A 22,486-nucleotide genomic window follows, 5' to 3' on the forward strand; every position below is an offset into this window, starting at 1 on the left:
TATCTACACTAATACACAGGGTGCTTAACTTTGATGGTTGAATTTTCAGCAGTGTGTTTGCCAGGGCTTGTGTAATATGGCTGTTTCCCATAAAAAGACAATAACGCAGCATAAATACCAAATATGTACTGCCCGTTGAGTTCTTTTTAGAAGTTGTTAACTATTTGTTGTCCAAATTGATGTAGAAAGGATGTGGGTATGACGTAGAAATTTTGCTTTATTTTTACTTAGCCACTAGATTACAAACCTATCGCCGAGATTGAACCGATTCTAGATTAAAAATACTTTAATCCATAAAGATAAATACTTTTAGTTTTCGTTGATTTTATAGTTACATAGGTGTTGTGTTTACAAAAGCAAAGTTGATACCTTTCTATATAATAGAAAGGAAATGTTATTTTTTTTGTAATAAAATGATTTATGCCTGCTTGTGTCATCTGGTGTTTTTTACATTGTATTTAATTAAACTAATAATGTAATTTAGTGTCGGGTTTATTGTCGTTATACAAGGAAAAATAATGAACAACTTAAGTTTGAAAAATAAACTATTACTATTATCGATTTTACCATTGTTACTGCTTTTGATTAGTTTAATGGGTAGTTCTTATTATTTAGAACTCAAAAATCAGCAACAAAGTTTTAATACATTCAAAGCAAAACTGATTGCTGAAAAAGAAAGTTTATTAAGAACTGAAGTTGAAATAGGGAGCAAAATTATTCGCCATGAATTATCCAAAGGTACTAAAGATGATGTTACTAAAGCTCTCAGAAATTTAACATTTGGACAAGGTGGTTACTTTTTCATTTACGATACTCAAGGTGTGAGTATATTTCATGCATTATTAGGTGATGCAATTGAAGGTCAAAATAAAATAGATATGATCGACCCAAATGGTAAAAAAATTATCGTCGGTTTGCTTGAGCAAGCAAATAAAGGTGGTGGGGCATTTTATTACCATTTTCAAAAACCAAACACCACTAAACTGGTTGAAAAAATAGGCTATGCGGCTATCGTACCGGGTACCAACTGGATGCTTGGTACTGGTGCTTATATGGATGATATAAATGCTGAGCTCGACAAGTATCAAAACACAATGGATGAATACGAATCTGAAAAATTAACTACATTAATTATCGTCGCTTTTTTCTGGGTTGTGTTAGCTGTTATTTGTGTGCTTTTTGCTGCAACTCGAATTGTTAATCGAATACAGGTTATGGCGCAAAACCTGGATGATATAGCAAAAGGTGAAGGTGATTTAACAAAACGATTAATAGTTCATGGTAAAGATGAAATAGGTCAATTAGGTGAATCATTTAATGTATTTGTCAGTAAGTTGCAGAGTATTATTACAAGTGTGGCTGATGTCACTGATGATGTTAAAACAGCATCAAATGATATAAACACGCAAACGAAGCTTATTGAAGGGCAGTTATTAAACCATAATCACGAAACCGAACTTGTTGCGACAGCGATTACCGAAATGTCAGCGACATCACATGAAGTAGCACAAAATACAACTCAGGTGGCTAGTTCAACTCAAAATGCAACACAAGAAGTTGCCAAAGCACAAGAATGTGTGGATCTATCATTAAATGAAGTCTCAAATTTAATGAGTGAGATAAATGTTGCCGCTGAGCAGGTTGATTCATTAAGTGAGCAATCTAAAAAAATTAATAGTGTATTGAGTGTTATCGGTGGAATTGCTGAACAAACAAACTTACTAGCGCTTAATGCCGCTATTGAAGCTGCAAGAGCTGGCGAACAAGGCCGCGGCTTTGCGGTTGTTGCCGATGAAGTGAGAAGTTTAGCTAGTCGTACTCAGGTTAGCACGCTAGAAATTAGTGAAATGTTAAATGAGCTACATCATTTAGTGACTGCTGCGGTTGATGCGATGCAAGCGAGTCAGCAAAGCTGTAATCGCTCAGTTGAATCATCACGCGCCATTTCAGAAAGTTTAGGAGCAGTTACAAGCTCTGTGACAGCAATTAATGATATGAGCACACAAATTGCTACAGCCGCAACAGAACAAAGTAGTGTAACTGAAGAAATAAACCGTAATGTGCTCGCAATCCAAGATATTGTGAATGAACTTACGCAATCAGGTAAAGCGACATCCTCAGTGAGTCAGCACTTAGCTGGGCGTGGTGAAAGCTTAGGACACTTAGTAGGCCAATTTAAAATTTAACAAAACGTTAGCTATAAAATAGAAGCCGCTGATTGCGGCTTTATTTTTGTGTGCGATTTTTATAAAAAATATTGAATTTTTTGTATGTGTTAGAGTCTATCAGCATGCAATATACCTACATAGTGAATAGCCATGCAAAATATACCTTCAATTAAACGTTGCACTCGAGAAGAGCTAGCACCTGAACAAGACTTGGGGCGTTTAGTGTCTTTTTTGCGCTCAAGGTTAGCAACACATGTTGATGCTAAACTCCTTCCTATGGATTTAACTTCTGCGCAATATATTGTGGTTGTACTACTTGCGAGAGAGTCGGTTAATACGCTTGCAGGACTTTGCGAGTATATGGTTTATGATCGGGGGGCTATGAGCCGATTATTAAACCGACTAGAAGAAAAAGGACTCATCATTAAAACGCAATGTGAGCTTGATAAGCGCTCAACTATTTTGTGCTTAAGTGAAAAAGGTAAAGCGCTTTGTCCTGAAATTATGCCTGTAGTGAACGAAGTCTATGCGCAAGCATTAAATGGTTTTTCAGAGCCAGAAAAAAACCAAATAATAGACTTACTATTCAAAGCTATAAATAATCTTGATTCACTGCCAGACTCGCCTTAAAAGTAGATTATCAATAAAATAGCGATACTGTTTCAATAGAAAGTTAGCGTGCTAATTAATTGTTCTGATTGTGCGCAGAATCTAACTTTGATAATATAGTTGCCTAGGCAATTAAAGTTATCATCTTGTTAGGTTTGTTATGATTGAAAATAATTTGTTAGTACAATTACAGCAGCAATATCCAGAACATACTTTTATGCAACATCACTTAAGTGTTGTTCATAAGGGGCGTTTTGCTAACGCGATTGTGTATCGATATAAAGATAATGAATTTGATTTAATTGTTAAAGATTTTAGCCAAAGCCCGTGGTTTATCCGCAAAATATTTGCACGAGTATCGGTAAATCAAGAATATAAAGGCTTGAGTCGATTAGCTGAACTTGATGCCGTAGCTAACCGCTTTTGTAGATTATCGCCAATTGCTATTGCTTATGGCTATATTGAGGGGACGCCACTGCGCTCCTTAATTCATGAAGGTAAAACTCTACCCGCCGGCTTTTTTAGTGAGCTTGAACGTCAAGTGGCAAAAATGCACCGCAAAGGCATCGTGCATTTAGACTTGCGTAATATGGGTAATATTTTATGCGGCGCAGACGATAAACCTTATTTTATAGATTTTCAGTCCACTATTAGCTTTTCGCGCTTTCCACGTTGGTTGCAACGCTTTATGCGAGGTTCTGACATGTCAGGTGTATATAAAGCATGGAACAAATTGGGTGAACAACCTCTACCACAAAAAAAGCAAGACTATTTAGAGCGCTTTAATCACGTGCGTAAACGCTGGATTTTTAAAGGTTACCCAATACAGCGTGGCTATGCGTGGGGCGCTGCACTTATTACTCAATTTGTAGATTCTGACTTAGTACGAAGTATTACTGATAGACTTTAATTTAAAGCATAAACCGCAATTTAAAAACACCTAATTCATTGTATGATTTTGCCCATATTAGCCTAGCTAATATGGGTTTTTTTTATTATAAGTAATCCCTGTGGTTTACTTACTTGTTGTTTAATCCCTCAGAAACAATTCCTTTTTATGTTTTTTTTATTTTTTAAAATAAATATTAGTGCTGCATTTAGTTTGCCCATACAATGAGCAAAAATAGCCTGCGCATGCTTAATAAGTTCACGTTTTTTCTGCAATTTTTTATTGTTCAAGTAGACTATAAATAATGTGCGCTTTAAAATTTTAAGGTTTAAGATGATAGAGTATCCGGTAGATCAACTTCCACAGCTCATAAATGACTTATTGCAGTGCGATACAACAGAACGCAAGAATAGATTATTAGCAGATGCGCAGTTAACACTTTCAACAGAGCAACTGTCATTACTTTTTGAGGCTATACCAAAAGAACATCGATTTGAAATTTGGCAGTTACTTGATGAAGACACTCAACACGAAATTTTTGTTAATTTAAGTGGCGATAGTTGTTTGTGGTTGCTGCAAACACTAGAAGATACTGAGGCTTTTAAACTTCTTGATGAAGTTAATGTAGAAGAGCTACTAGAACTTGAAGAAGTAATACCAGAGCGATTTGTTGAGTATGCAAAAAAGCAACTTGATGAAGCGCAAACCAAACAATATGATTTAGCGCAGCAATACCCGCCAGAACAATTAGGGCACTGGTTAGGTTTTGACTTTTTAAAAGTATCGGAGAAGTTAACAGCCGGTAGCGCTAAAAAATTGCTACATAAAGGTTTACCGCAATACAGTGAAGTTATTTATTTAGCAAGCCGCAAGGGTAGCTTAATAGGTGAAGTTGCGGTAAATGATTTAATAAAAGCCAGCGACACCGATAACTTAATGACATTGGCAAATCATGACTTTTCATCGCTTCATGCTGATGATGATTTATATGAAGCGGCAGAAGTGGTGATCCACAGTGAAAAAATGGCACTGCCAGTGGTTAATGCTGATAACAAATTACTTGGCCGATTAACCATTGCCTCAGCCTATGAATTACGCCAAGAAATTGCTGATGAAGCAGCCGCTAAAGCTGGTGGTTTACGTGAAGACGAAGACCTGTTCGCAAGTGTGCGAAAAAGTGCTAAAAACCGTGGCATATGGTTAGGTATTAATTTAGCTACTGCCTTTTTAGCGTCGTGGTTTATTGGTTTATTTGGTGCAACTATAGAACAAGTTGTAGCGCTAGCAGTATTAATGCCTGTGGTAGCTTCTATGGGAGGGATTGCAGGTAGTCAAACATTAACCGTTATTGTGCGAGGTTTAGCACTCGGGCAGGTTACAGATTCAAACCGTAGCGCTTTGCTTAAAAAAGAGTTACGTGTTGGCGCTGTAAATGGATTGGTGTGGGCGTTTGTAATTGGCGTACTTACTTTCTTATGGTTTAGCGACATTATGCTCAGTATTACGATTACCGTGGCTATATTATTAAATTTAGTGGCTGCGTCACTAGCGGGTGTGGTTATTCCGTCTATTTTAGACAAGATGAAAATAGATCCTGCGTTATCTGGCTCGGTAATTTTAACTACCGTTACCGATATTGTTGGGTTTGTTACCTTCTTAGGTTTAGGTAGTTTATTGCTTTTATAAGCTTTTTTAATAGGAAAATATAACGACTTTTGAAGTCATAATTTTTACTATTGATTATTTTATAGAATAATGCAGGTATTAGCGTACTACACGTTATGTTTGTATGGAACGTCGAAAAGCGTTTTATTACCAGCGCCGATATATTTGGTCGATTACTAAAAGGTAGGAATGCACCAAAATTAACGATGAAAGATGCAGTTAAATTTATTACAGGCCTAACTTAATAAATATAGGTAGCTATAAATTAGGCCAATATCTAATTACCTAATACATAGTTTGTTTCTACCTTCTGACTTTGCTCTGTACAGTGCTGTATCGGCAGCTGATATTAAAGCTTCAAATGTTCTATATTGATTATTATATTCACATGCAAGCCCTTGGCTTACACTTATTTTTACATTGCGTGGTAACCCAATATCTCTAAAATTAATACCTAAAATTTTATCTTGAATACGCTTTGCAATCATTTCAGCATTCGATATATGAGAGCGAGGCAACACGACCGCAAACTCTTCACCGCCATAGCGAGCAACTAAACACTCTTTAGAGGGTAAGCATTCTTCAATTGTACGAGCTACTTTTTGCAGGCATTTATCGCCTTTCACATGCCCAAAGCTATCATTAAATAATTTAAAAAAATCAATATCAATTAAAATGAAACTCAGAGGTTGTTTGTTTATAATACTTTCTTGCCAGTTCTTGATCATTGTTTTTTCGAGTGTACAGCGGTTTGCTATTCCTGTTAAATGATCAAGTTTTGCCACTGTTTCAAGTGCTTTGTATTTTTTTATGTGTTTAGTAATGTCATGCATTATACAAATAAAGAGTGGTGTCTTACCTGTAATTGATTCAGGCAAACATGAAACAGATAATTCTACGTCCAAAAAGTTACCATTTGCTTTAATTATTTTTACTTCTTTAGGGCCATGATTAAGCGGTGTTTGATAATTTTTTTTCCAGCTTTCAAACATGTAGTTGTAGTCTTCACGGTATTGTTCATGTAAAAAATACTGCCATTTTTTACCAATTACTTCTTCAAGCTGCATATTAAAAATTTTTGCAGCAACAGGATTTACCGACTCAAAAATCCCTTCAGCATTTACAATAAAAATAGCATCGGCCATCACATTAGTAACATTAATAATCGCGCTTATTTTTTCATTGTTAACGGAATTAGAAATGCTGCTCATTAATGCAGATACAGCGTTGTCGGTGTTATCTTCTCTGCTATTTTCATTATTGTTAGACATGGTGTTGCTCATTTTTATTGTTAATGAAACTTGATGTCTAGCAGTTTATTCAATTTATGGTTTTTAAACCTTTCGGTAACCTTCTGTTTTAAGCTTGTGATTTCATTTGTTTTTATTGAGGTGTGCCAGTGCTTATCTAAAAGATAGTTAGTTTATAAATAAATTGCACAGGGAAAAATCAGCCCCGTACAATTTGAAAATCAATAATTAAGCGTTGTTGATTAATTTTTTTTTATTTATAACTTGTGGGTCAGGGCTTGAATAAGGTTTATCATTACACTTAACGTTAAATATTAAACACGCAGTACCTGAGTTTTTTGCTGTATCGGTAATGGTGATTGCTTGGCGGTTATCGCTAAGTTCATAACTGAAATCTTGGGCACATGTTCCGATTTTATTCGTAATTGTAGCTCCCGTGAAAAAAAAGCCTAGCCCAACTGTTGCAGGAGTTAAAGTGTAAGTACCAGCAGTTTCGGTTCTTACTGTACCGCCGCCATCAACGACTTTACCATTTTCTGTATAGCTAAAAACGGCTTCTTTTTTATCGTTAAACTCAATATGCATTTGAAAATCGACTTTTTCTAAGGTGGTATTCATGTTATTTCCTTTGTATTTATAGTTTAAAGTCAGCAATGCCTAGTTTTATTAGGCTTGCTGTCATTACTGGTATCTCGTTTGCTCTATTTAAGCAAGTATACGCTTGTACTAGAGGGTATTTTACGTGAATGCTTTGGTTTACTTTTACTGTTTGAGTAATTGATTTAAGCGCACTTGCACAAAATTGATCTCGTTGTTCGCTGGTCGAAGCTAATTTAGCTTTGAGTAGGTTTATATTTATGAGGGCTAAGTTATCTCTATTTTTCATTTTATTGGTTATGTACCGTTTATATTCACCATTATTTTCAAGAGTTGTTAATAACTCTTGCGCTTTAAGGGGGAAGTTTCTGTCAATAAAATAGTGAATTAGACTAATTTGTGTATTGATAGAATTGATACTATTAAGACCTTGTGATTTTAAGAAGCTAATAATTTTTTCTGTCCTTGGATCAACCTTTTTGTCATAAGACAACATTATCAACTGCGCTAATGAGCGATAATACATATGTTGAAATTCATTATTTTCCGGATCTTGCTTTAAAGCCTCATTTATAATTTCATTCGCAAAGCGAGCTTTTAAATAGGCCATTTTTTTATCAGGTAAATAACTTAGTAAATAACTTTGTTGCATATGTATATTTGCTGACATATAAAAAAGACTGGCGTCATCAGGGTAGTGATTAGCCATTTCTTTCACCACAGAAACTGCATTTTCCAGCATATTCATTGCGACATTAAAGTTACCTAAGTTACCTTCAGTTTTTGCAAGCCAACTGATGGTATCCGCTTTATCACGCAGTAAGTTTTTATTATTTGGTTTAAGCTCAAGCGCTTTATTTTTAAGGGCCAGCGATTTTGTAAAGCGTTGTTTCGCGGCTGTGTAGTCAAATTTCTCTGTGTATAAAGATCCCAGCGAATTATGCGAATACGATAACTCCATAATAGAGTTAAAATCATTCGGTGCTAACGAATACATGGTTTCGCTATATGAATGGTACTTTTTAAATAATGGCTCAGTGGCAGCATAATCGCTTTCATCATAATGAAGCTGGCCGAGCCAAAAGGCATTGGCACCTGCGAGCGTGAGTAGCTCTAAATTGTTTGGCTGGATTTTTAATAATGCTTCAAGGCGGATGCGGGCGTTTTCAAAGGCGGTAAAGGCTTCATCAGTTTTACCACGCGAATAGGCTACTTCCCCCATGGCTTCCAGAGTTTGCGCGTACTGAAAGCGACTTTTAAATTCGGCTTGTTGACTGCTAAAGTTAAATAGCGGGCTTGGTTCCTCGACTTGATTGGTAAAATACTCAAGTGCTTTATTACTAATGCCATCAAGTAAGTCCATACGCTTAACGCTGCGTAGTTTGTCGGCAAAATCACCTACCATAAACCCTAGTAAGCTTTCGGCTTCTTGGCGTTTTTGCTGTGCAAGTTGTTGGGCTTTAAAGCTAGTGAAGCTCATTAATGACGCGGTAAATGTAAGCAAGCATAATAGAGCAACGGTAACTCGCTTTACTCTTATTTTTGTTTTTGTTTTTTTTACAGAGCTTTTAATAAGAGCGTACTCGTTATCATCTAATTTAAACAGTTTGTCGTTTAGTAATAGCTGCGCTTCTTGTAGCGGTTTACCTGGCGCAAGGAGGTAAGCGCTACTTTTACCTTCATCTATCCAATTTTGTGCTTGGTGTTGTAAGCGACTTTTTATTGCTAATGCATCTTTATGATCGCTTATCCACTGTTTTGCACGCGGCCATTGACGCAATAATGCCTCGTGAGCAAGGCTAAAACAGGCTTCGCCATTTTGTAAGTGCGATACAAATAAGCGGCTATCGACCATAGCTTGTACAAGCTCTTTTTGGCTGGCGTTGGTTAATGCCTTCCAGCGGGCTGCGCGGCTAGTAATAGTTTTACCATCAGGGTTTAGCGTTATTAAATGTGATAACACGCTTTTTAGTTGCTGTTGTTGCTCGTTGCTAAGGCCAATAAATATATCTTCTGCCTTTTTGCCTATCGCGCCCTCAATACCGCCAAGCTTTTTGTAAACACTGTGTAGTAGCTCGTTATTATCACTGCGCTGTAAATACAGCTCTTGTAGAGTGTATTGCAGCATAGGTAATGCGTCGGGATTGTTGGCGGTATCGGTGCACAATATTTCATCCAGTGGTGTTTTGGTAAGCGGATCGTTTGAAAATGTTAAATTAGCAGTTATTGCAGGCAGGCGAATGATTTGTTGAAGTTCGTGCCTGTTCGGTGGTGTTAAGTCGTAATGCGCGCCATTAGCTTTGCCAGCCATAAGGCTTGGTTGCTCAACCACTAAAGGGTAAAAATCGTTTCTGCACGCACTAAATACAATTACTGCTTTAGACGTTGCTAAGCGCTCAATAATTGATAAAAAGTGGCTACGTGTTTCGTTACTAAATAGTGGCGAGGAGAGTAGTACTTCTAAACGGTCTATAAATAAAAATAATTGCGGTTTGTTGAGTTGTGTAGAGGTTTTGCTAAGCACTGATTTTATGGTATTGATGACATCATCAATACTGTGCTCTAGCTGCTGAGCAAGTACTTGCGCGCTTAAACCTTCAAATACTGGTTGATTGTTTATATCCCAGTCGAGCAACGCAGAAGCTAAATCTAAAAAAAGCCTATTTTTATGTACATCTGCAAAATCGAGCTGACAATAAGAAAGAACTCCGATGCCGTTATAGCCTCGTTCATCAAGTAATTTAGGCAATATACCCGCATTAACAAGTGATGATTTACCCGTGCCACTAGGGCCGAGGATTAAACAAAATGCGCGCTCACAGTTAACTTGGCCCGATATTGTTTCAAGTAAGGTAGATATTGACCTATTTCGGCCAAAAAACAAGTGTGTATCGCTTGGATTATATGCGCTTAGACCTAAAAAGGGAGAACCACCTTGCCACGTGTTTTCAGTTGTTAGTATGTCGTCAGCCAATGGGAACTCAAGTTTTGCAATAATACGGTAGCCACGTTTGCGAATAGTTTCTATATAAGCGGGCTCGCTTGCTTTGTCGCCAAGGGCTTTTCGCAATTGAGTAATTATTTTATGCAGTGGATTATCGCCAATTTCAATGTTTTTCCAACAATGATCTAATAGTTCATCGCTGGTGACTATTTCACCTTTTTGCAAGCACAGGTGCACTAATACATCTATGGCTTTAGGTTCTAATTGCTTAGTTTTACCTGCGCGTTGAATATTATTTAACTGGGGATTGACTTGCCAATCACCTAAGTAAAAGGGGCTGCGATTCATAATGGCTCATTATTGTTATTGTGTGATTAAAGCGAGTAAATAATCAGTTATTTAACTAATTATTTATATTACAGAATAAACAACAAACACAAAAAAAGTTTTTGCTAAGAAAGGGAGGTTTATTGATGTAGGTAATGCAATATAGCATTACCTACAAAGTTTGAAGGTTAAATATCGTTTTTATTTATAGTCACTACGCGTTGCGGGAATGGTATTTCAATTTCAGCGTTGTTAATAGCCTTATAAACACCGCCGTTAATTGCGAGCTTTGTTTCTATTATTTTTGTGGTAGGCACCCAATAACGATAGCTAATGGTGACGCCGCTATCGGCAAAGCGCTCTATGCCTATTTGTGAGTGTGGATTTTGAGCAACTAATTCATGGGCTTTAAGTACGTCTTCAATAAGGCTAATAGCTGTATCAGCACATGCACTATAGGCAATATCTATCTCACCTTTAACTAACGAATAACTAAATGAGTTATGAATTATCTCGCCCATTATATGTTTATTAGGAATAGTGATTTCTACTTTTTCTTCATTGATCAAAATAGTGTAGCCAAGCTCAATTGTTTTAACTTGACCACTTACACTTTTAACTTCAATGGTATCGCCCACTACAAAGGGCCGAGTAGCTATAATAGCGAGGCCCGCACCATAGTTAGAGAGCATTCCTTGTAGCGCTAAACCTGCACCTAAAGACGCAGCACCAATGGCCGCTACAAAAGGCGTAACGCTGATACCTATTTTGCCAAGTGCAATAATTATAACCATGACAATGAGCAGTACTTTTACCACGCTACTGACAAAGTTAGTGAGCGTAATATCAACGTTATGGCGGGTCATTAACGCAGCTACAAATTTGGCAAGCTTTTGTGCTATCCATAAACCAATGAGGAGGATAAAAATAGCGCCAACAATTTGCATACTGTAGGTAACCATATACTCAGTAAGCATGGTGTAATATTTTTCAAACTGTTCGATTTCAGAACTGATCATAAAGCGCTCTATGTTAGGGCTATGTTGTATTTTCAAACTATAGCAAAAAGTTGACTAAAAATGGATATAACAGCGGCACTATAATCGCTGTTAATAAAGCACTTAGTGCCATTGCAACTGATGAGTAAGCGCCAACTTTTGGATGCTCAGCAATCGCTGCAGCAGTGCCAATTGCATGGCAAGCTGTGCCCATGGCAACGCCTTGAGATTCGTGATTAAAAATATTAACGAGTTTAAAAAGCATAAAACCAAATAAAGCCCCTAGTAAACCAATAAAAATAACTAAAGCTGCACCAAGTGAGCTGATTCCACCTAATGAATCAGTGACGATTAAAGATATTGGGGTCGTGACACTTAGTGCGGCAACAGATGCACTTAGCTGCGCTGGCGCATTAAATAAAATGCTTAGCAAAAATGCCACAACGGTTGCGTTAACAATACCTAAGCTACATGTTGTGACTATGAGTAATAGGTTTTTTCGTACGTGTGTAAATTGCTGGTATAAAGGAAGCGCTAAAGCCACAATTGCGGGCTCTAGTAACCAGCTTAGTAATTTGCTGTGCGCGGCAAATCGCGTATAAGGCAAATTTAGATTAACTAGTAATAAAGCAATAATACTAATACTTAAAAATACGGGGTTGGTGAGTGATTTTAATACACTGTTTTTTATACTTTGGTTTATGGTCCTTAATACTAAAAACAATACAATAATAAAAGGAATGCTCAGCCACCATAGATTAGGCTGTAGCTCTGAAATAGTGGAAAAAGTAAAATCAGTCATTATTTTCTTTTCCCTTAAAATACGCAATTACATTGCTAACAAGCAATAAGGTAGTTATAGGGACTAGCACCACAACTGAGGCTAAAAATGCCCAATGCGATTTTATAAGGCCGAGATGTTCAATAAATCCCACGCCTGCAGGAATGAAAAATATAGGCATAATATTTAAAATAGGGGAGGCGCATGGTTTTACATATTGCTCTTTTACAATACCGGATAAGAGTAAAACTAATAAAATAACCATAGCAAGTAATGCAGCAGGAAAGCTTCCACCAATAAAGTGCATAATGAGTTTAGCGCAGGCTAAACATAGTAAAATAATAGCGCTACTGAGCAGATATTTCATCAAAGTGGCTCACAGAAAAGATAAGAGCTTAACTTTAACAAATCAAACTCTTTTATGCATTGTGCAATAGCCTACCAGTGCCTTATATTTGCGTAGGTTATATCCGCTTTTCCTTTTGCTTTAGCAATTGCTTTTTTAGTATTTGGGTTTAGTAATAAGCGAATCTGGCTGAAAGTTTCTTTAGCGAGTATTTTTCGTTGGTTTGGTTTATAGCTAAGCTGTGTAACACGTTTAATTGCAGCAAGCGTATCGGGTGAGCGTTCAAGTAATTTACTGAGCATGTTTTGCGTGGCTTGTTGAGTATCATCGGTAAGCTGAGTAACTAAACCTAGCTCATTTGCTTGTTGTGCTGTGATTGGGTTTGCGTGGCTTGCTAGCCAAAGTGCTTGGTCACGCTTAACCAAACCGCTCATCATTACATTGGCGCCCATATCGGGGCACAACCCCCAGCGCGCTTCCATAATGGCAAGCTTGGAATCAACATGGACAATCCTGTAATCGGCCCCCAGCGCTATTTGCAATCCCCCCCCTAAACAGTTGCCATCAATTTGTGCAATAACGGGCACGCTGAGTGATTGCCAGCCTAATACTACTTTTTGCGCTAAGTTTTGATTGCCAGGTAACCATTTTAGCAATAATTTTATAATCTTCAGTGGTGCCGCCATGACAGCTGATATATCAAGGCCTGCACAAAAATGCTCGCCATCGCCTTTTATTACTACAGCACGAATACTGCGATCTCTTTTTATATTTTTAATGGCTTTGTTTAACTCTACAAACATTTCAAAGCTTAGTGCATTTTGTTTTTTAGCTCTGCTAAGCGTGACGGTTGCAATGCCATTTTGTTTTTCTAGTTTTATCATTACACACTCCTCTGACCTGTTGTTTGAGCTTATGATGTTACATGAATGAAGTACATATATTATGGAAATAAATTGAATCATTTAATATTACATTAGTCCTAATTAATTGATTTTACTTATATCTAATTATATTGCCGTAAAGGTATTTAAATGACTGGTAGTTAATTAATGAGGCTAAGTTTTATAATTAGCATTGTTATTCAATACGTTAGTAAAGCTTTTAAATATTGCAAACGTTCAATACTGAATAAAGTATGACTTGGTAACAAAAAAATATGATTTTTAAGCGCTTTTTTCTCAAACTTGTTTCTAGTTTTGATATTATGATGTCACTTTAAGGCTTTAGGTTAAGCACATATGTCGGGTCCACGTTTATACACAGAAGAAGAGGCAACTCATCAAGCTTATGATATTTTTTTAGAGCTTGCGCCTAATAACCTTAGCGATAAAGACGTTGAGGATTTTAATAAATACCGAGAAGATCTTGGGTTCATTGAAGAAGGTGAGCCAGATGAGCAGTGGCAAGATTTTGTTGCTCTAGAAATAGAACCAGAGCACTTTATTCAGGTGTTGGTTGGCTTAGAATTTGAAAATGAAGATGTTTTGTTTGCTAAAGTTTTAATTAGTCGTGATAAAGATGCTCCATTTTGTCACATATTGTGGAAAGAAACTGAGTAATTTTTTTGCTTGTTCGTCTATCCTTTATTGTTAGAGAGAATACCGTGCGTAAGTCTTTATTTTTAATTCTTTTAATGATTAGCTGCTCCAGTTGGGCAGTTGATCCGTTTGAAGACTTTCATGAATATGGCAAACTCTCTGATGAAGAAATTCATAAGCTGCATAAAGGTGAGATGCTTTATGGTGATACTGAATTTGGTTTGATTTTAAGTCGAGGTAATACCAATTCAACTAGTTTTAAATTTAAAGGTAACTTATACCAAGATTTTGAAAAGTGGCGAAATCAATTCAAGATAGACTCGCTTTATAAGCGCGATAATAATGATGATACTGGCGAAACAGATGTAACAGCCGATCGTGTGTTCGTCTCTGCCCAAGGTAACTATAAAGTAGGTGTTAAAAATTCATCATTTTTTATTTACGGTGACTATGAAGAAGATCAGTTTAGTGGTCTAGATTTTAAAAGTACGTTGGCTACAGGTTACGGTGCTCGCGTTTATCAAGGTGTAAAAAATAAAGTTGATATTGATATTGGGCCTGGTTTATATCGCTCAGTTGCGGATGATGAGTCTGAAGTGAGTGAAGATGAAAAAAATAAAACGGGTTATTTGGTTCGTGTTGCTATGCAGTGGGAGCGCTTGGTTTCAAAGCGAACTCGTTTTAATCAAGATGTAAGTATAGAGCAATCACTTTCTGGGCTAAACTCACGTTTAAAATCAGAAACCTCACTGATTAGCCAAGTGATTGGTGCCGTATCACTTAAATTTGCTTATATGTACCGTTATAATTCAAAGCCAGAAGACGATAACCTCAAATACGATACTGAGTTGAGCGCTACCTTAGTATACAACTTTTAATATTTTTAATTTAGAGATAACTATGTATCAGCATAAGCAGTACGCAATGTTTATATTTTTTGTATTAGCATGGATAGGCGGTTTTGTAGCGCTTGCGTGGAACTTGTTAGGCGCGGATGGACCTTTAATAATATTTACTGGGATTTTAGTGCTGGTGGGCTTTTTGTTTCATGGCCTAACAGTCAAAGTAGATGATAAAAAGATTAGCTGGGCGTTTGGCCCAGGCGTTGCCGAGCAAAGTATTGAGCTTAGCGAAGTAGTAGAAGCGAAAGCAGTTCAAAATTCCTACAGGCACGGTATTGGTATGCGAATTACTCACGATGGTTGGGTGTATACAGTATCTGGCTTTAGTGCAATACAGCTAACGCTTAAAGATGGCACTTTGTACCGAGTTGGCACAAACGATCAAAAAGGTTTACTGGCTGCTTTAAAAGAAAAAAACGTATCAATCGCGCTGCCTAGTAAGGCAAAAACTGAAACGGTTAAGCGTAATAATATGATATAAAAAAAGCGCCCTAGGCGCTTTTTTACTTGGTTTAACAATGTATTAGTGGTCGTGACCACACCCACCTTCGCCATGTACGTGGCCGTGAGTTAATTCATCTTCGGTTGCATCTCGTACTTCTAGTATTTCTACATCAAAGTTAAGTGTTATGCCTGCAAGTGGGTTATTACCATCTACAATGACTTCTTCATCTTGGATATCGATGATCATCACTGATTGGTCGCCATCGTCTGTTGAAGCACGAAATTGCATGCCGACTTCAATTTCCATGCCTTCGAACATTGACTTAGGTACAGCTTGCATTAGGTTATCGTGGCGTTCGCCGTAACCTTCTTCAGGTTCAACTTTTACGCTAAGAGTGTCGCCTGGTTCTTTGCCTAGCAAAGCATTTTCTAGGCCTGAAATTAAGTAGCCTGTGCCAATGATAAAGTGTAGTGGTTCACCACCGAACGAGTTATCAATGCTATTGCCATCATTATCCATTACTGAATAATGCATTTTTACCACTTTGTTTGCCGCAACGATCATAGTCATTCCTATTTATTCATCTTCAAGAGAGTAGGGTAGAGGCAGAATGCTTAGCTCCACCTGAGGTGTGTGTTTTGCACGAAGTACCTGAGTTACATCAGTATCGTTTGGCAACACTACAAGGCCTGTTAATTTATTAGTTTGTTCATTAAAGCTTTGTGCTATGAGTTTACCCGCACGGCGCCAGTTTTCGCCTAATTGGGTTTCTAAATCAGGTTCTGAAAGTGCCCCTTCGCTTTGACCTGAGACGATATACATGGCACGCTTATTTTTACCTAGGTACTTCATGCGAGCCACGGTTTCTTGACCGGTATAACACCCTTTTTTAAAGCTTATACCGCCAATAGCATGTAGGTTTACCATTTGAGGAACATACTCGCCAATTGCATCTGCACTTAACTGAGGTTCACCTGCAAGCATAGATGCTTGTTGCCAAGGAGCTTCGTTATCAAGTGTAGATACATCATCAGGCATACTAAACTGGTTATCGACCATCAATAAAACACGGTTATCAGCTAATTTTAGTGCTTTACCATTTTCAAAGTCACACGCGCTCGCATCACCTTCAAAGTTAATACCAAGTTGTGCGAGTACATCAGATAAATCATCACCTATTAAACCAATTAAACGCTTTGAGCATTCAGTAATATCAACTTTTGCAAATACAGCGTATTTTTTAAGTTCAGCTAATGATTTTTCAACTTCAGCTTGGCTACCTGCAAGGTAGTAACTATCTTGGTAAGAAAATAATTTAAATACACCCCAAAGTTTACCTTTGGCGCTGCAATGGCCAGCCCACAAATAATTACTGCTGGTTAATTTATTTAGATCTTGAGTGATTTGTCCGTGCAAGTAAGATAATTTATCAGCACCTGTAAGGCTAATAAGTTGATGAGATAACGGACATGCATAAACGCTCGACATAAAAACCTTCTTTGCAATATAAATGAAGTGACATAATAACGCAGTTGTTACGTATGGTACAGACAAGCGCTTATTGGTGCGGGTTTATTATTTAATGAGAGATTAATAGCTGCTAAATAGGCTCGTGTTTGTTAAACTCGAGTCAATTAAGTATGAGGTTTAAAATGGTTGAAATTCATAGTAAAGCACGTATTCGTTGGGCTTGTCGTCGTGGCATGTTAGAGCTAGATGTTTTGTTTATGCCGTTTGTAGAAGAAGCATACGACTCTTTGAGCACGGAGCAACAGGCTATCTTCCAGCGTTTACTAACGCAAGAAGACCCAGATTTATTTGCATGGTTTATGGGCCATGAAGAGTGCAAAGATGAAGAGCTTAACAGTATGGTTACTCTCATCTTAGACCGAGTTCGTGTATAGGTTTACAGTTACAAATAATAAAGCTGACCACAAACCAATTGTGGTCTTTTTTTGTATGCTCAGCTTTATATTATGTTTTTTTTTAGATTCACTATTAGCTATGCTTTTTTGTCTAATAATAAATGCATTAGCTGGCTTGATAATGTGGCGCAAAGTATTAGCAATTCACCCGCACGAGGGCATTATAATATTAGAACCAAAGTTATTTAGATTTGAGGGGGAGAGCTTAAAAATTCAGGGGGAAATAAGTAACAAAAGCCGATTTTATGGTAATAATATATGGCTACATATTGAAGGTTTTAGTAACAACCATTGGCTTATAATTTCAGCCAATGGCGTTAATGAACAGAGTTATGCGCGTCTAAAACGTGCCACTGTTGGCGCAATTAATTACGTTTTGGAGTCAAAATAGTCGGCGTTGGATTTTCACTTTGTTCAGGGTAATCAATAGTGTAATGCAAGCCTCTACTTTCTTTTCGCTCCATAGCACTTCTAATAATAAGCTCTGATACTTGCACTAAATTACGAAGCTCAAGTAAGTTATTACTTACTCTAAAGTTTGCATAGTAATCGTGTATTTCTTGCTGTAGTAACTCAACTCTATGCAGTGCTCGTTCTAAGCGTTTAGTAGAGCGTACAATACCCACATAATCCCACATAAATAAACGTAGTTCATGCCAATTATGGGTAATAACAATTTCTTCATCTGAGTTACTAACACGGCTCTCATCCCAATGAGGAAGTGCCATTGGCTCTGGTGCATGTTCAATTTTACTTAAAATATCTTTAGCTGCAGCATGGGCAAACACGATACATTCCAATAATGAATTACTTGCCATACGGTTTGCACCATGTAGGCCTGTGTAGGCAACTTCACCTACGGCATATAAGTTATCGAGATCTGTTTTGCCGTTAAAGTCAGTCATTACACCACCACAGGTGTAATGTGCAGCAGGTACAACAGGGATTGCTTCTTTAGTTATATCGAGACCTACACTTAAGCATTTTGCGTAAATAGTAGGAAAGTGCTCAATAATAAAGTCTTTATCTTTGTGGCTAATATCTAAATAAACACAATTAGCGCCTAAGCGCTTCATTTCAAAATCGATCGCGCGTGCCACTATATCGCGTGGAGCAAGCTCTTCACGGCTGTCAAAGTCTTTCATAAAACGAGTGCCATCAGGGCGTTTTAAATAAGCCCCTTCACCGCGCATGGCTTCGGTAATTAAAAAGTTTTGTAGCTCAGGATGATAAAGGCTTGTTGGATGAAATTGATTAAATTCCATGTTGGCAACTTTACAACCTGCACGCCAAGCCATTGCAATACCATCACCACTTGATACGTCTGGATTAGATGTATATAAATACACTTTACTTGCACCACCGGTTGCAAGAGCAACAAATTTAGCTGAAATGGTTTCTACTTTTTTAGCTTTTTTGTTCCACACATACATGCCTTCAATGTGTGACCCAGTTTTTCCAGCGCTTTTATCTGTGATCAAATCAATGGCGTTGTATTGTTCTAAAAGCGTTATATTTTTATGAATTTTAACTTGGCTAATAAGTGTAGTTTGCACCGCTTTGCCTGTTGCATCAGCTGCATGCAATATACGACGGTGGCTGTGACCACCTTCACGTGTTAAGTGAAAACGCTCTTTTCCTTTGCTATCAAACTCCATATCAAAGGGTACGCCTTGGTCGATTAACCACTGTAGGCAATCGTGAGCATTGCTGGCGGTATAATGAACAGCGTCTCTATCGCATAAACCGCCGCCTGCATCGAGTGTATCTTCAACATGAGATTCTATGCTGTCATTTTGTTTATCAAATACAGCAGCTATACCGCCTTGGGCATATAAAGTAGAACCTTCGGTAAGCGCTCCTTTACTGATCACGGTAACGTTACAATAATTAGCTAGAGATAATGCAAGTGATAAGCCTGCTGCGCCGCTACCTATAATAGCGACATCTGCAATGTGATGTTTATTTTGGTTCATGTCAGAGGTACTTTGCGGTTACAATGCTCATATTGAGCAATATTTGTTTTTAATATCTGTAGTTGTATCATATTTGTCATACTACTACGTAGTGATTTTAAAGGCTTAGCGCCGTTATTATCATCTATTTTATAAAAAAATAATATTAAGCAGAACTTTTTATTCATAAAGAGGTCAGAGTATTTGTGAACAATGACGACAATATGAATAACAAGCAAAAATCAGACATAGGAGTACCGGCTCGAATGAGCGAGCAGGAATTAGATTTAGTGCTAGTAAAAAGGGTCCAGCAAGGAGATAAAAACGCCTTCAACCTATTAGTAAAGAAGTATCAAAACAAAATTGCAGGTTTGATCTCACGTTATGTATCTAACCAAGGCGATATTGCTGATGTAGCACAAGAAGCTTTTATTAAAGCTTACCGTGCACTTCCTAACTTTAGAGGTGACAGCGCCTTTTACACGTGGTTATACCGTATTGCCGTTAATTGTGCTAAAAATTACTTAGTAGCCCAGGGGCGTAAGCCGCCAGCAAATGATATAGACGCTGAAGATGCCGAGTTTTATGATTGTGCAGATTCAATGCGATCGAATGCATCTCCTGAGAACCTACTTTTAAGCGAAGAAGTACGCGCTGTTATTTTTAATACGATTGATAGTTTGCCTGAAGATCTTAAAACCGCAATCACCCTTAGAGAAATCGAAGGGATGAGCTATGAAGAAATAGCTGTGGTAATGGATTGCCCAGTCGGGACTGTGCGTTCGCGTATATTTCGTGCCCGTGAAGCAATAGATAACAAATTAAACCCATTAATAGGCGAGTCTTAGTATGACAAAAGCACACCTTAACAAGTTAGATAACGAAGCGTTATCGGCATTACTTGACGGCGAGCAATATCTAACTGATGCAAAAATTGCAGAGCAAGATGTAACTACGTTTGGCCGTTATGCGTTAATTGGTGATGCGATGCGTGCTCAAAAAAATAATAACGACACCCATATTGATATTAGCGATCGCGTTGCATTAGCACTAGAAAGCGAGCCTGTTTATGCTGACTTTAGTCAGTCAAAAACACAGCCTCAAGCAATCACTGAAACAGTACAAGATAATAAAGTAGTCGCTTTTAATTGGCGCAAACCAGTTGCTCAATTAGCTATTGCAGCAAGTGTAGCGATGTTTGCTATTGTGGGCGTTAATACGTTTCCTCAAAGTAACAATGAGCAGCAAAGTGAAATTCCATTACTGCAAACCACACCACTGACAGGTATGGCATCGCCAGTAAGTTATTCGTCTGAGCCTGCGCTTGAAAATGCTGAGCAAGGTTTACGTGAACTGCAGCAGCAACGTATTGGTGCGTTAGTTCTTGAGCATCAACGCCAAGCACGAGTTGCGAATTCTTTAGAAACAGCGCAAACTGATACCAAAGCGTCTGAGGAAAAAAATTAATTAAATGAAAGTAATCACTTTTGTTCTGTCGTTGGTAATAAGCTTTAATGTACTTGCCAACGACACAAACCCTGCCAAAGATTTATTACTCAAAATGGCTAATGCCGTTCACACCCGTAATTTTGACGCCTCGTTTGTGGTTGTCAAAGGTAAAACGATGGAACCCTACCGATGGGTGCATGCTTTACAAGGTGACACCGAACTTGAGCACTTAAGTTTACTTAACGGTGCAGGGCTTGAAATGGTCCGTATCGATAATCAAGTTACTTATTTTGAACCTCAGTCTGAACCATATTCTCTAAAAACAGATTCGATAGCAGGTCCAATCCCTGAAGTACTTTTTAAAGATATAGATCGTTTAAGTGCGCATTATGATTTTGTACTGGGCGGAAAAGGTCGTATTGCAGGGCGCGCAGCACAACTTGTTCGCATAGAATCTAAAGACGAGTATAAATATAATTATTGGATTTGGCTGGATATGGAATCGTCGTTGCTACTAAAAGCTGCGTACGTTAACCATGAAGGTGAAGCCTTAGAACAATTACAGCTTACACATATTAGTGTGACAGAGCAGCCAGCTAGTATGCTAGTTGAAGTGCTCAATCGAAATTTTCCAACGCCTTTGCCAAATGATGCACTTATAAATGAAGATAATACTGCCACTAATTGGAAAATCAGTTGGTTACCATATGGCTTTGAGTTGCTAAAATCAGACAGACATAAGCTCGACTTAAATAACGAATTAACTGATTATTATTTGTTCTCTGATGGTTTTGTTGAGGTTTCTGTATTTATTCAGCGCCCATTACCAGGTAAACGTTTAAGTGGCGCACTCACTTCTGGTGCAACGACAGTATATGTGCATAATGGCGGTAATTTTGATGTATCGGTTGTTGGTAATGTACCGAGTATGACCGCAAAAGCGATTGCAGAGTCAGTTACCCGCGCACTATAGACGATTCCGTAAGGATTGTTATGATTGAACAAACCCTCACTGTTGTGGCCCTTGATGGCCACATTGCTCATTTAGAAGCACAGCAAAAACAAGCTTGTGAAGGCTGCAATGGTCGTTGCGGCTCACAAGTGTTTAGTAAATTATTTGGCACTGCAAAAAAAACCTTTCCTTATAAATTTGAATCCACTGTAAAAATAGGGCAAAAGGTCACTTTGTCACTAGATGATAGTCATGTAGTTAAGCATGCTTTTGCGGTCTACATGTTACCGCTTCTTTTAAGTTTTGTTTTTGCACTTATTGCGGCGCAATTGTTTATGGCTTGTGAGGGCTGGCAGATTTTAGCTGCAGCTCTAGGTGGTGTTACTGGCTTTTTTATAGCTAAAACTCGCGTGAAATCGTTAAAGCATGATATAAAAGTTATAAAAATTCACCCAATTAGTATCCCTTTAACTCAAATAGATGGTGATTGACGCCAATTAAATGTAAAATTGCCGTTTTATACCAAAGTAACTTGGAAATACAGGGAACCGTGGTTTTTTAAATTATTTTATCTGACTGAATTATTTGAGTTAAGTAAATATAACTTATTGTTATTCAATACATAAAATGGTTGTAACCCATCTTAAAAAGCGTAAGTATGGTTTGTTATATACAAATTTAGCTTATGGCATCCTAAAGCAAGTATTTTCAAGTCACTTAGGTATTCATATTTAGTCCATTAA

24 protein-coding genes are annotated in these 22,486 nt (G+C 37.6%); 14 read left to right on the forward strand and 10 right to left on the reverse strand.

Annotated elements, in window-relative coordinates:
- Positions 1-518: 518 nt before the first annotated feature.
- The 5 genes from V6260_RS08190 to V6260_RS08210 all read left to right on the forward strand — a co-directional run bounded on the left by V6260_RS08190 (position 519) and on the right by V6260_RS08210 (position 5,576).
- Positions 519-2,186: a methyl-accepting chemotaxis protein gene (locus tag V6260_RS08190; protein WP_341593611.1), complete on the forward strand. Its 1,668-nt coding sequence runs from the start codon at positions 519-521 to the stop codon at positions 2,184-2,186.
- A 132-nt stretch (positions 2,187-2,318) separates the two neighbouring features.
- Positions 2,319-2,798: a MarR family transcriptional regulator gene (locus tag V6260_RS08195; RefSeq protein WP_341593612.1), complete on the forward strand. Its 480-nt coding sequence runs from the start codon at positions 2,319-2,321 to the stop codon at positions 2,796-2,798.
- A gap of 139 nt (positions 2,799-2,937) precedes the next feature.
- Entirely contained in the window at positions 2,938-3,687 is a 750-nt protein-coding gene (locus V6260_RS08200; protein ID WP_341593613.1) for a serine/threonine protein kinase, read from the forward strand.
- A gap of 312 nt (positions 3,688-3,999) precedes the next feature.
- On the forward strand, positions 4,000-5,352 hold the full coding sequence (locus V6260_RS08205; protein WP_341593614.1) for a magnesium transporter: 1,353 nt from the start codon (positions 4,000-4,002) through the stop codon (positions 5,350-5,352).
- A 95-nt stretch (positions 5,353-5,447) separates the two neighbouring features.
- A complete protein-coding gene (locus tag V6260_RS08210; RefSeq protein ID WP_341593615.1) occupies positions 5,448-5,576 on the forward strand; it encodes a hypothetical protein in 129 nt (42 codons plus the stop codon).
- Positions 5,577-5,612: 36 nt separating this feature from the next.
- Here V6260_RS08210 and V6260_RS08215 read toward each other — a convergent pair whose 3' ends face one another.
- From V6260_RS08215 to V6260_RS08245, 7 genes are all read right to left on the reverse strand, one after another.
- Positions 5,613-6,602, reverse strand: a complete 990-nt coding sequence (locus tag V6260_RS08215) for a sensor domain-containing diguanylate cyclase (RefSeq protein ID WP_341593616.1) — start codon at positions 6,600-6,602, stop codon at positions 5,613-5,615.
- A 207-nt stretch (positions 6,603-6,809) separates the two neighbouring features.
- The gene (locus tag V6260_RS08220) at positions 6,810-7,199 is read right to left on the reverse strand and encodes a DP-EP family protein (protein ID WP_341593617.1); all 390 of its coding nucleotides are present in this window, start codon (positions 7,197-7,199) and stop codon (positions 6,810-6,812) included.
- Positions 7,200-7,215: 16 nt separating this feature from the next.
- A complete protein-coding gene (locus V6260_RS08225; RefSeq protein WP_341593618.1) occupies positions 7,216-10,470 on the reverse strand; it encodes a winged helix-turn-helix domain-containing protein in 3,255 nt (1,084 codons plus the stop codon).
- 167 nt (positions 10,471-10,637) lie between these two features.
- Positions 10,638-11,468: a mechanosensitive ion channel family protein gene (locus V6260_RS08230; RefSeq protein WP_341593619.1), complete on the reverse strand. Its 831-nt coding sequence runs from the start codon at positions 11,466-11,468 to the stop codon at positions 10,638-10,640.
- A 37-nt stretch (positions 11,469-11,505) separates the two neighbouring features.
- Entirely contained in the window at positions 11,506-12,249 is a 744-nt protein-coding gene (locus tag V6260_RS08235) for an LrgB family protein (protein WP_341593620.1), read from the reverse strand.
- A complete protein-coding gene (locus V6260_RS08240) occupies positions 12,242-12,595 on the reverse strand; it encodes a CidA/LrgA family protein (RefSeq protein WP_341593621.1) in 354 nt (117 codons plus the stop codon). The genes V6260_RS08235 and V6260_RS08240 overlap by 8 nt, the downstream gene beginning before the upstream one ends.
- 71 nt (positions 12,596-12,666) lie before the next feature.
- Positions 12,667-13,458 carry a crotonase/enoyl-CoA hydratase family protein gene (locus V6260_RS08245; RefSeq protein ID WP_341593622.1) on the reverse strand — a complete coding sequence of 264 codons (792 nt, stop codon included), beginning with the start codon at positions 13,456-13,458 and terminating at the stop codon, positions 12,667-12,669.
- A gap of 357 nt (positions 13,459-13,815) precedes the next feature.
- Between V6260_RS08245 and V6260_RS08250 the strand changes: the two genes are divergently transcribed.
- Genes V6260_RS08250 through V6260_RS08260 form a run of 3 tightly spaced genes read left to right on the forward strand, consistent with a single transcriptional unit; the run spans position 13,816 to position 15,498 of the window.
- Positions 13,816-14,136, forward strand: coding sequence for an HI1450 family dsDNA-mimic protein (locus V6260_RS08250; protein WP_341593623.1), 321 nt, complete (start codon positions 13,816-13,818; stop codon positions 14,134-14,136).
- A 44-nt stretch (positions 14,137-14,180) separates the two neighbouring features.
- On the forward strand, positions 14,181-14,993 hold the full coding sequence (locus V6260_RS08255; RefSeq protein WP_341593624.1) for a DUF481 domain-containing protein: 813 nt from the start codon (positions 14,181-14,183) through the stop codon (positions 14,991-14,993).
- A 22-nt stretch (positions 14,994-15,015) separates the two neighbouring features.
- The gene (locus V6260_RS08260) at positions 15,016-15,498 is read left to right on the forward strand and encodes a hypothetical protein (RefSeq protein ID WP_341593625.1); all 483 of its coding nucleotides are present in this window, start codon (positions 15,016-15,018) and stop codon (positions 15,496-15,498) included.
- Between the two features lie 42 nt (positions 15,499-15,540).
- On the opposite strand, the gene V6260_RS08265 is transcribed toward V6260_RS08260, so the two are convergent.
- The gene (locus V6260_RS08265) at positions 15,541-16,026 is read right to left on the reverse strand and encodes a peptidylprolyl isomerase (RefSeq protein WP_341593626.1); all 486 of its coding nucleotides are present in this window, start codon (positions 16,024-16,026) and stop codon (positions 15,541-15,543) included.
- Positions 16,027-16,038: 12 nt separating this feature from the next.
- Positions 16,039-16,950, reverse strand: coding sequence for a tRNA-modifying protein YgfZ (ygfZ, locus tag V6260_RS08270; protein ID WP_341593627.1), 912 nt, complete (start codon positions 16,948-16,950; stop codon positions 16,039-16,041).
- Positions 16,951-17,114: 164 nt separating this feature from the next.
- On the opposite strand from ygfZ, the gene V6260_RS08275 reads away from it, so the two are divergent.
- Together V6260_RS08275 and V6260_RS08280 are read left to right on the forward strand one after the other, a co-directional pair.
- Positions 17,115-17,366, forward strand: a complete 252-nt coding sequence (locus tag V6260_RS08275; RefSeq protein WP_341593628.1) for a succinate dehydrogenase assembly factor 2 — start codon at positions 17,115-17,117, stop codon at positions 17,364-17,366.
- A gap of 55 nt (positions 17,367-17,421) precedes the next feature.
- The gene (locus tag V6260_RS08280; RefSeq protein ID WP_341593629.1) at positions 17,422-17,778 is read left to right on the forward strand and encodes a hypothetical protein; all 357 of its coding nucleotides are present in this window, start codon (positions 17,422-17,424) and stop codon (positions 17,776-17,778) included.
- Here the strand turns inward: V6260_RS08280 and nadB are convergent.
- On the reverse strand, positions 17,753-19,363 hold the full coding sequence (gene nadB / locus V6260_RS08285; RefSeq protein ID WP_002958722.1) for an L-aspartate oxidase: 1,611 nt from the start codon (positions 19,361-19,363) through the stop codon (positions 17,753-17,755). The two genes, V6260_RS08280 and nadB, sit on opposite strands and share 26 nt — an antisense overlap.
- Before the next feature lie 245 nt (positions 19,364-19,608).
- Here nadB and rpoE point away from each other — a divergent pair, with 245 nt between their 5' ends.
- The 4 genes from rpoE to V6260_RS08305 are packed head-to-tail and all read left to right on the forward strand — an operon-like array spanning position 19,609 to position 22,234.
- Complete coding sequence (rpoE, locus tag V6260_RS08290) at positions 19,609-20,190, forward strand: RNA polymerase sigma factor RpoE (protein ID WP_002958721.1); 582 nt, start codon at positions 19,609-19,611, stop codon at positions 20,188-20,190.
- A gap of 1 nt (position 20,191) precedes the next feature.
- The gene (locus V6260_RS08295) at positions 20,192-20,809 is read left to right on the forward strand and encodes a sigma-E factor negative regulatory protein (protein ID WP_341593630.1); all 618 of its coding nucleotides are present in this window, start codon (positions 20,192-20,194) and stop codon (positions 20,807-20,809) included.
- A gap of 4 nt (positions 20,810-20,813) precedes the next feature.
- On the forward strand, positions 20,814-21,764 hold the full coding sequence (locus tag V6260_RS08300; protein WP_341593631.1) for a MucB/RseB C-terminal domain-containing protein: 951 nt from the start codon (positions 20,814-20,816) through the stop codon (positions 21,762-21,764).
- Between the two features lie 20 nt (positions 21,765-21,784).
- Positions 21,785-22,234, forward strand: a complete 450-nt coding sequence (locus V6260_RS08305; protein WP_341593632.1) for a SoxR reducing system RseC family protein — start codon at positions 21,785-21,787, stop codon at positions 22,232-22,234.
- Positions 22,235-22,486: the final 252 nt, after the last annotated feature.

This window comes from Pseudoalteromonas aliena (assembly GCF_038155085.1).
In the GTDB taxonomy this organism is placed as follows: domain Bacteria; phylum Pseudomonadota; class Gammaproteobacteria; order Enterobacterales; family Alteromonadaceae; genus Pseudoalteromonas; species Pseudoalteromonas aliena_A.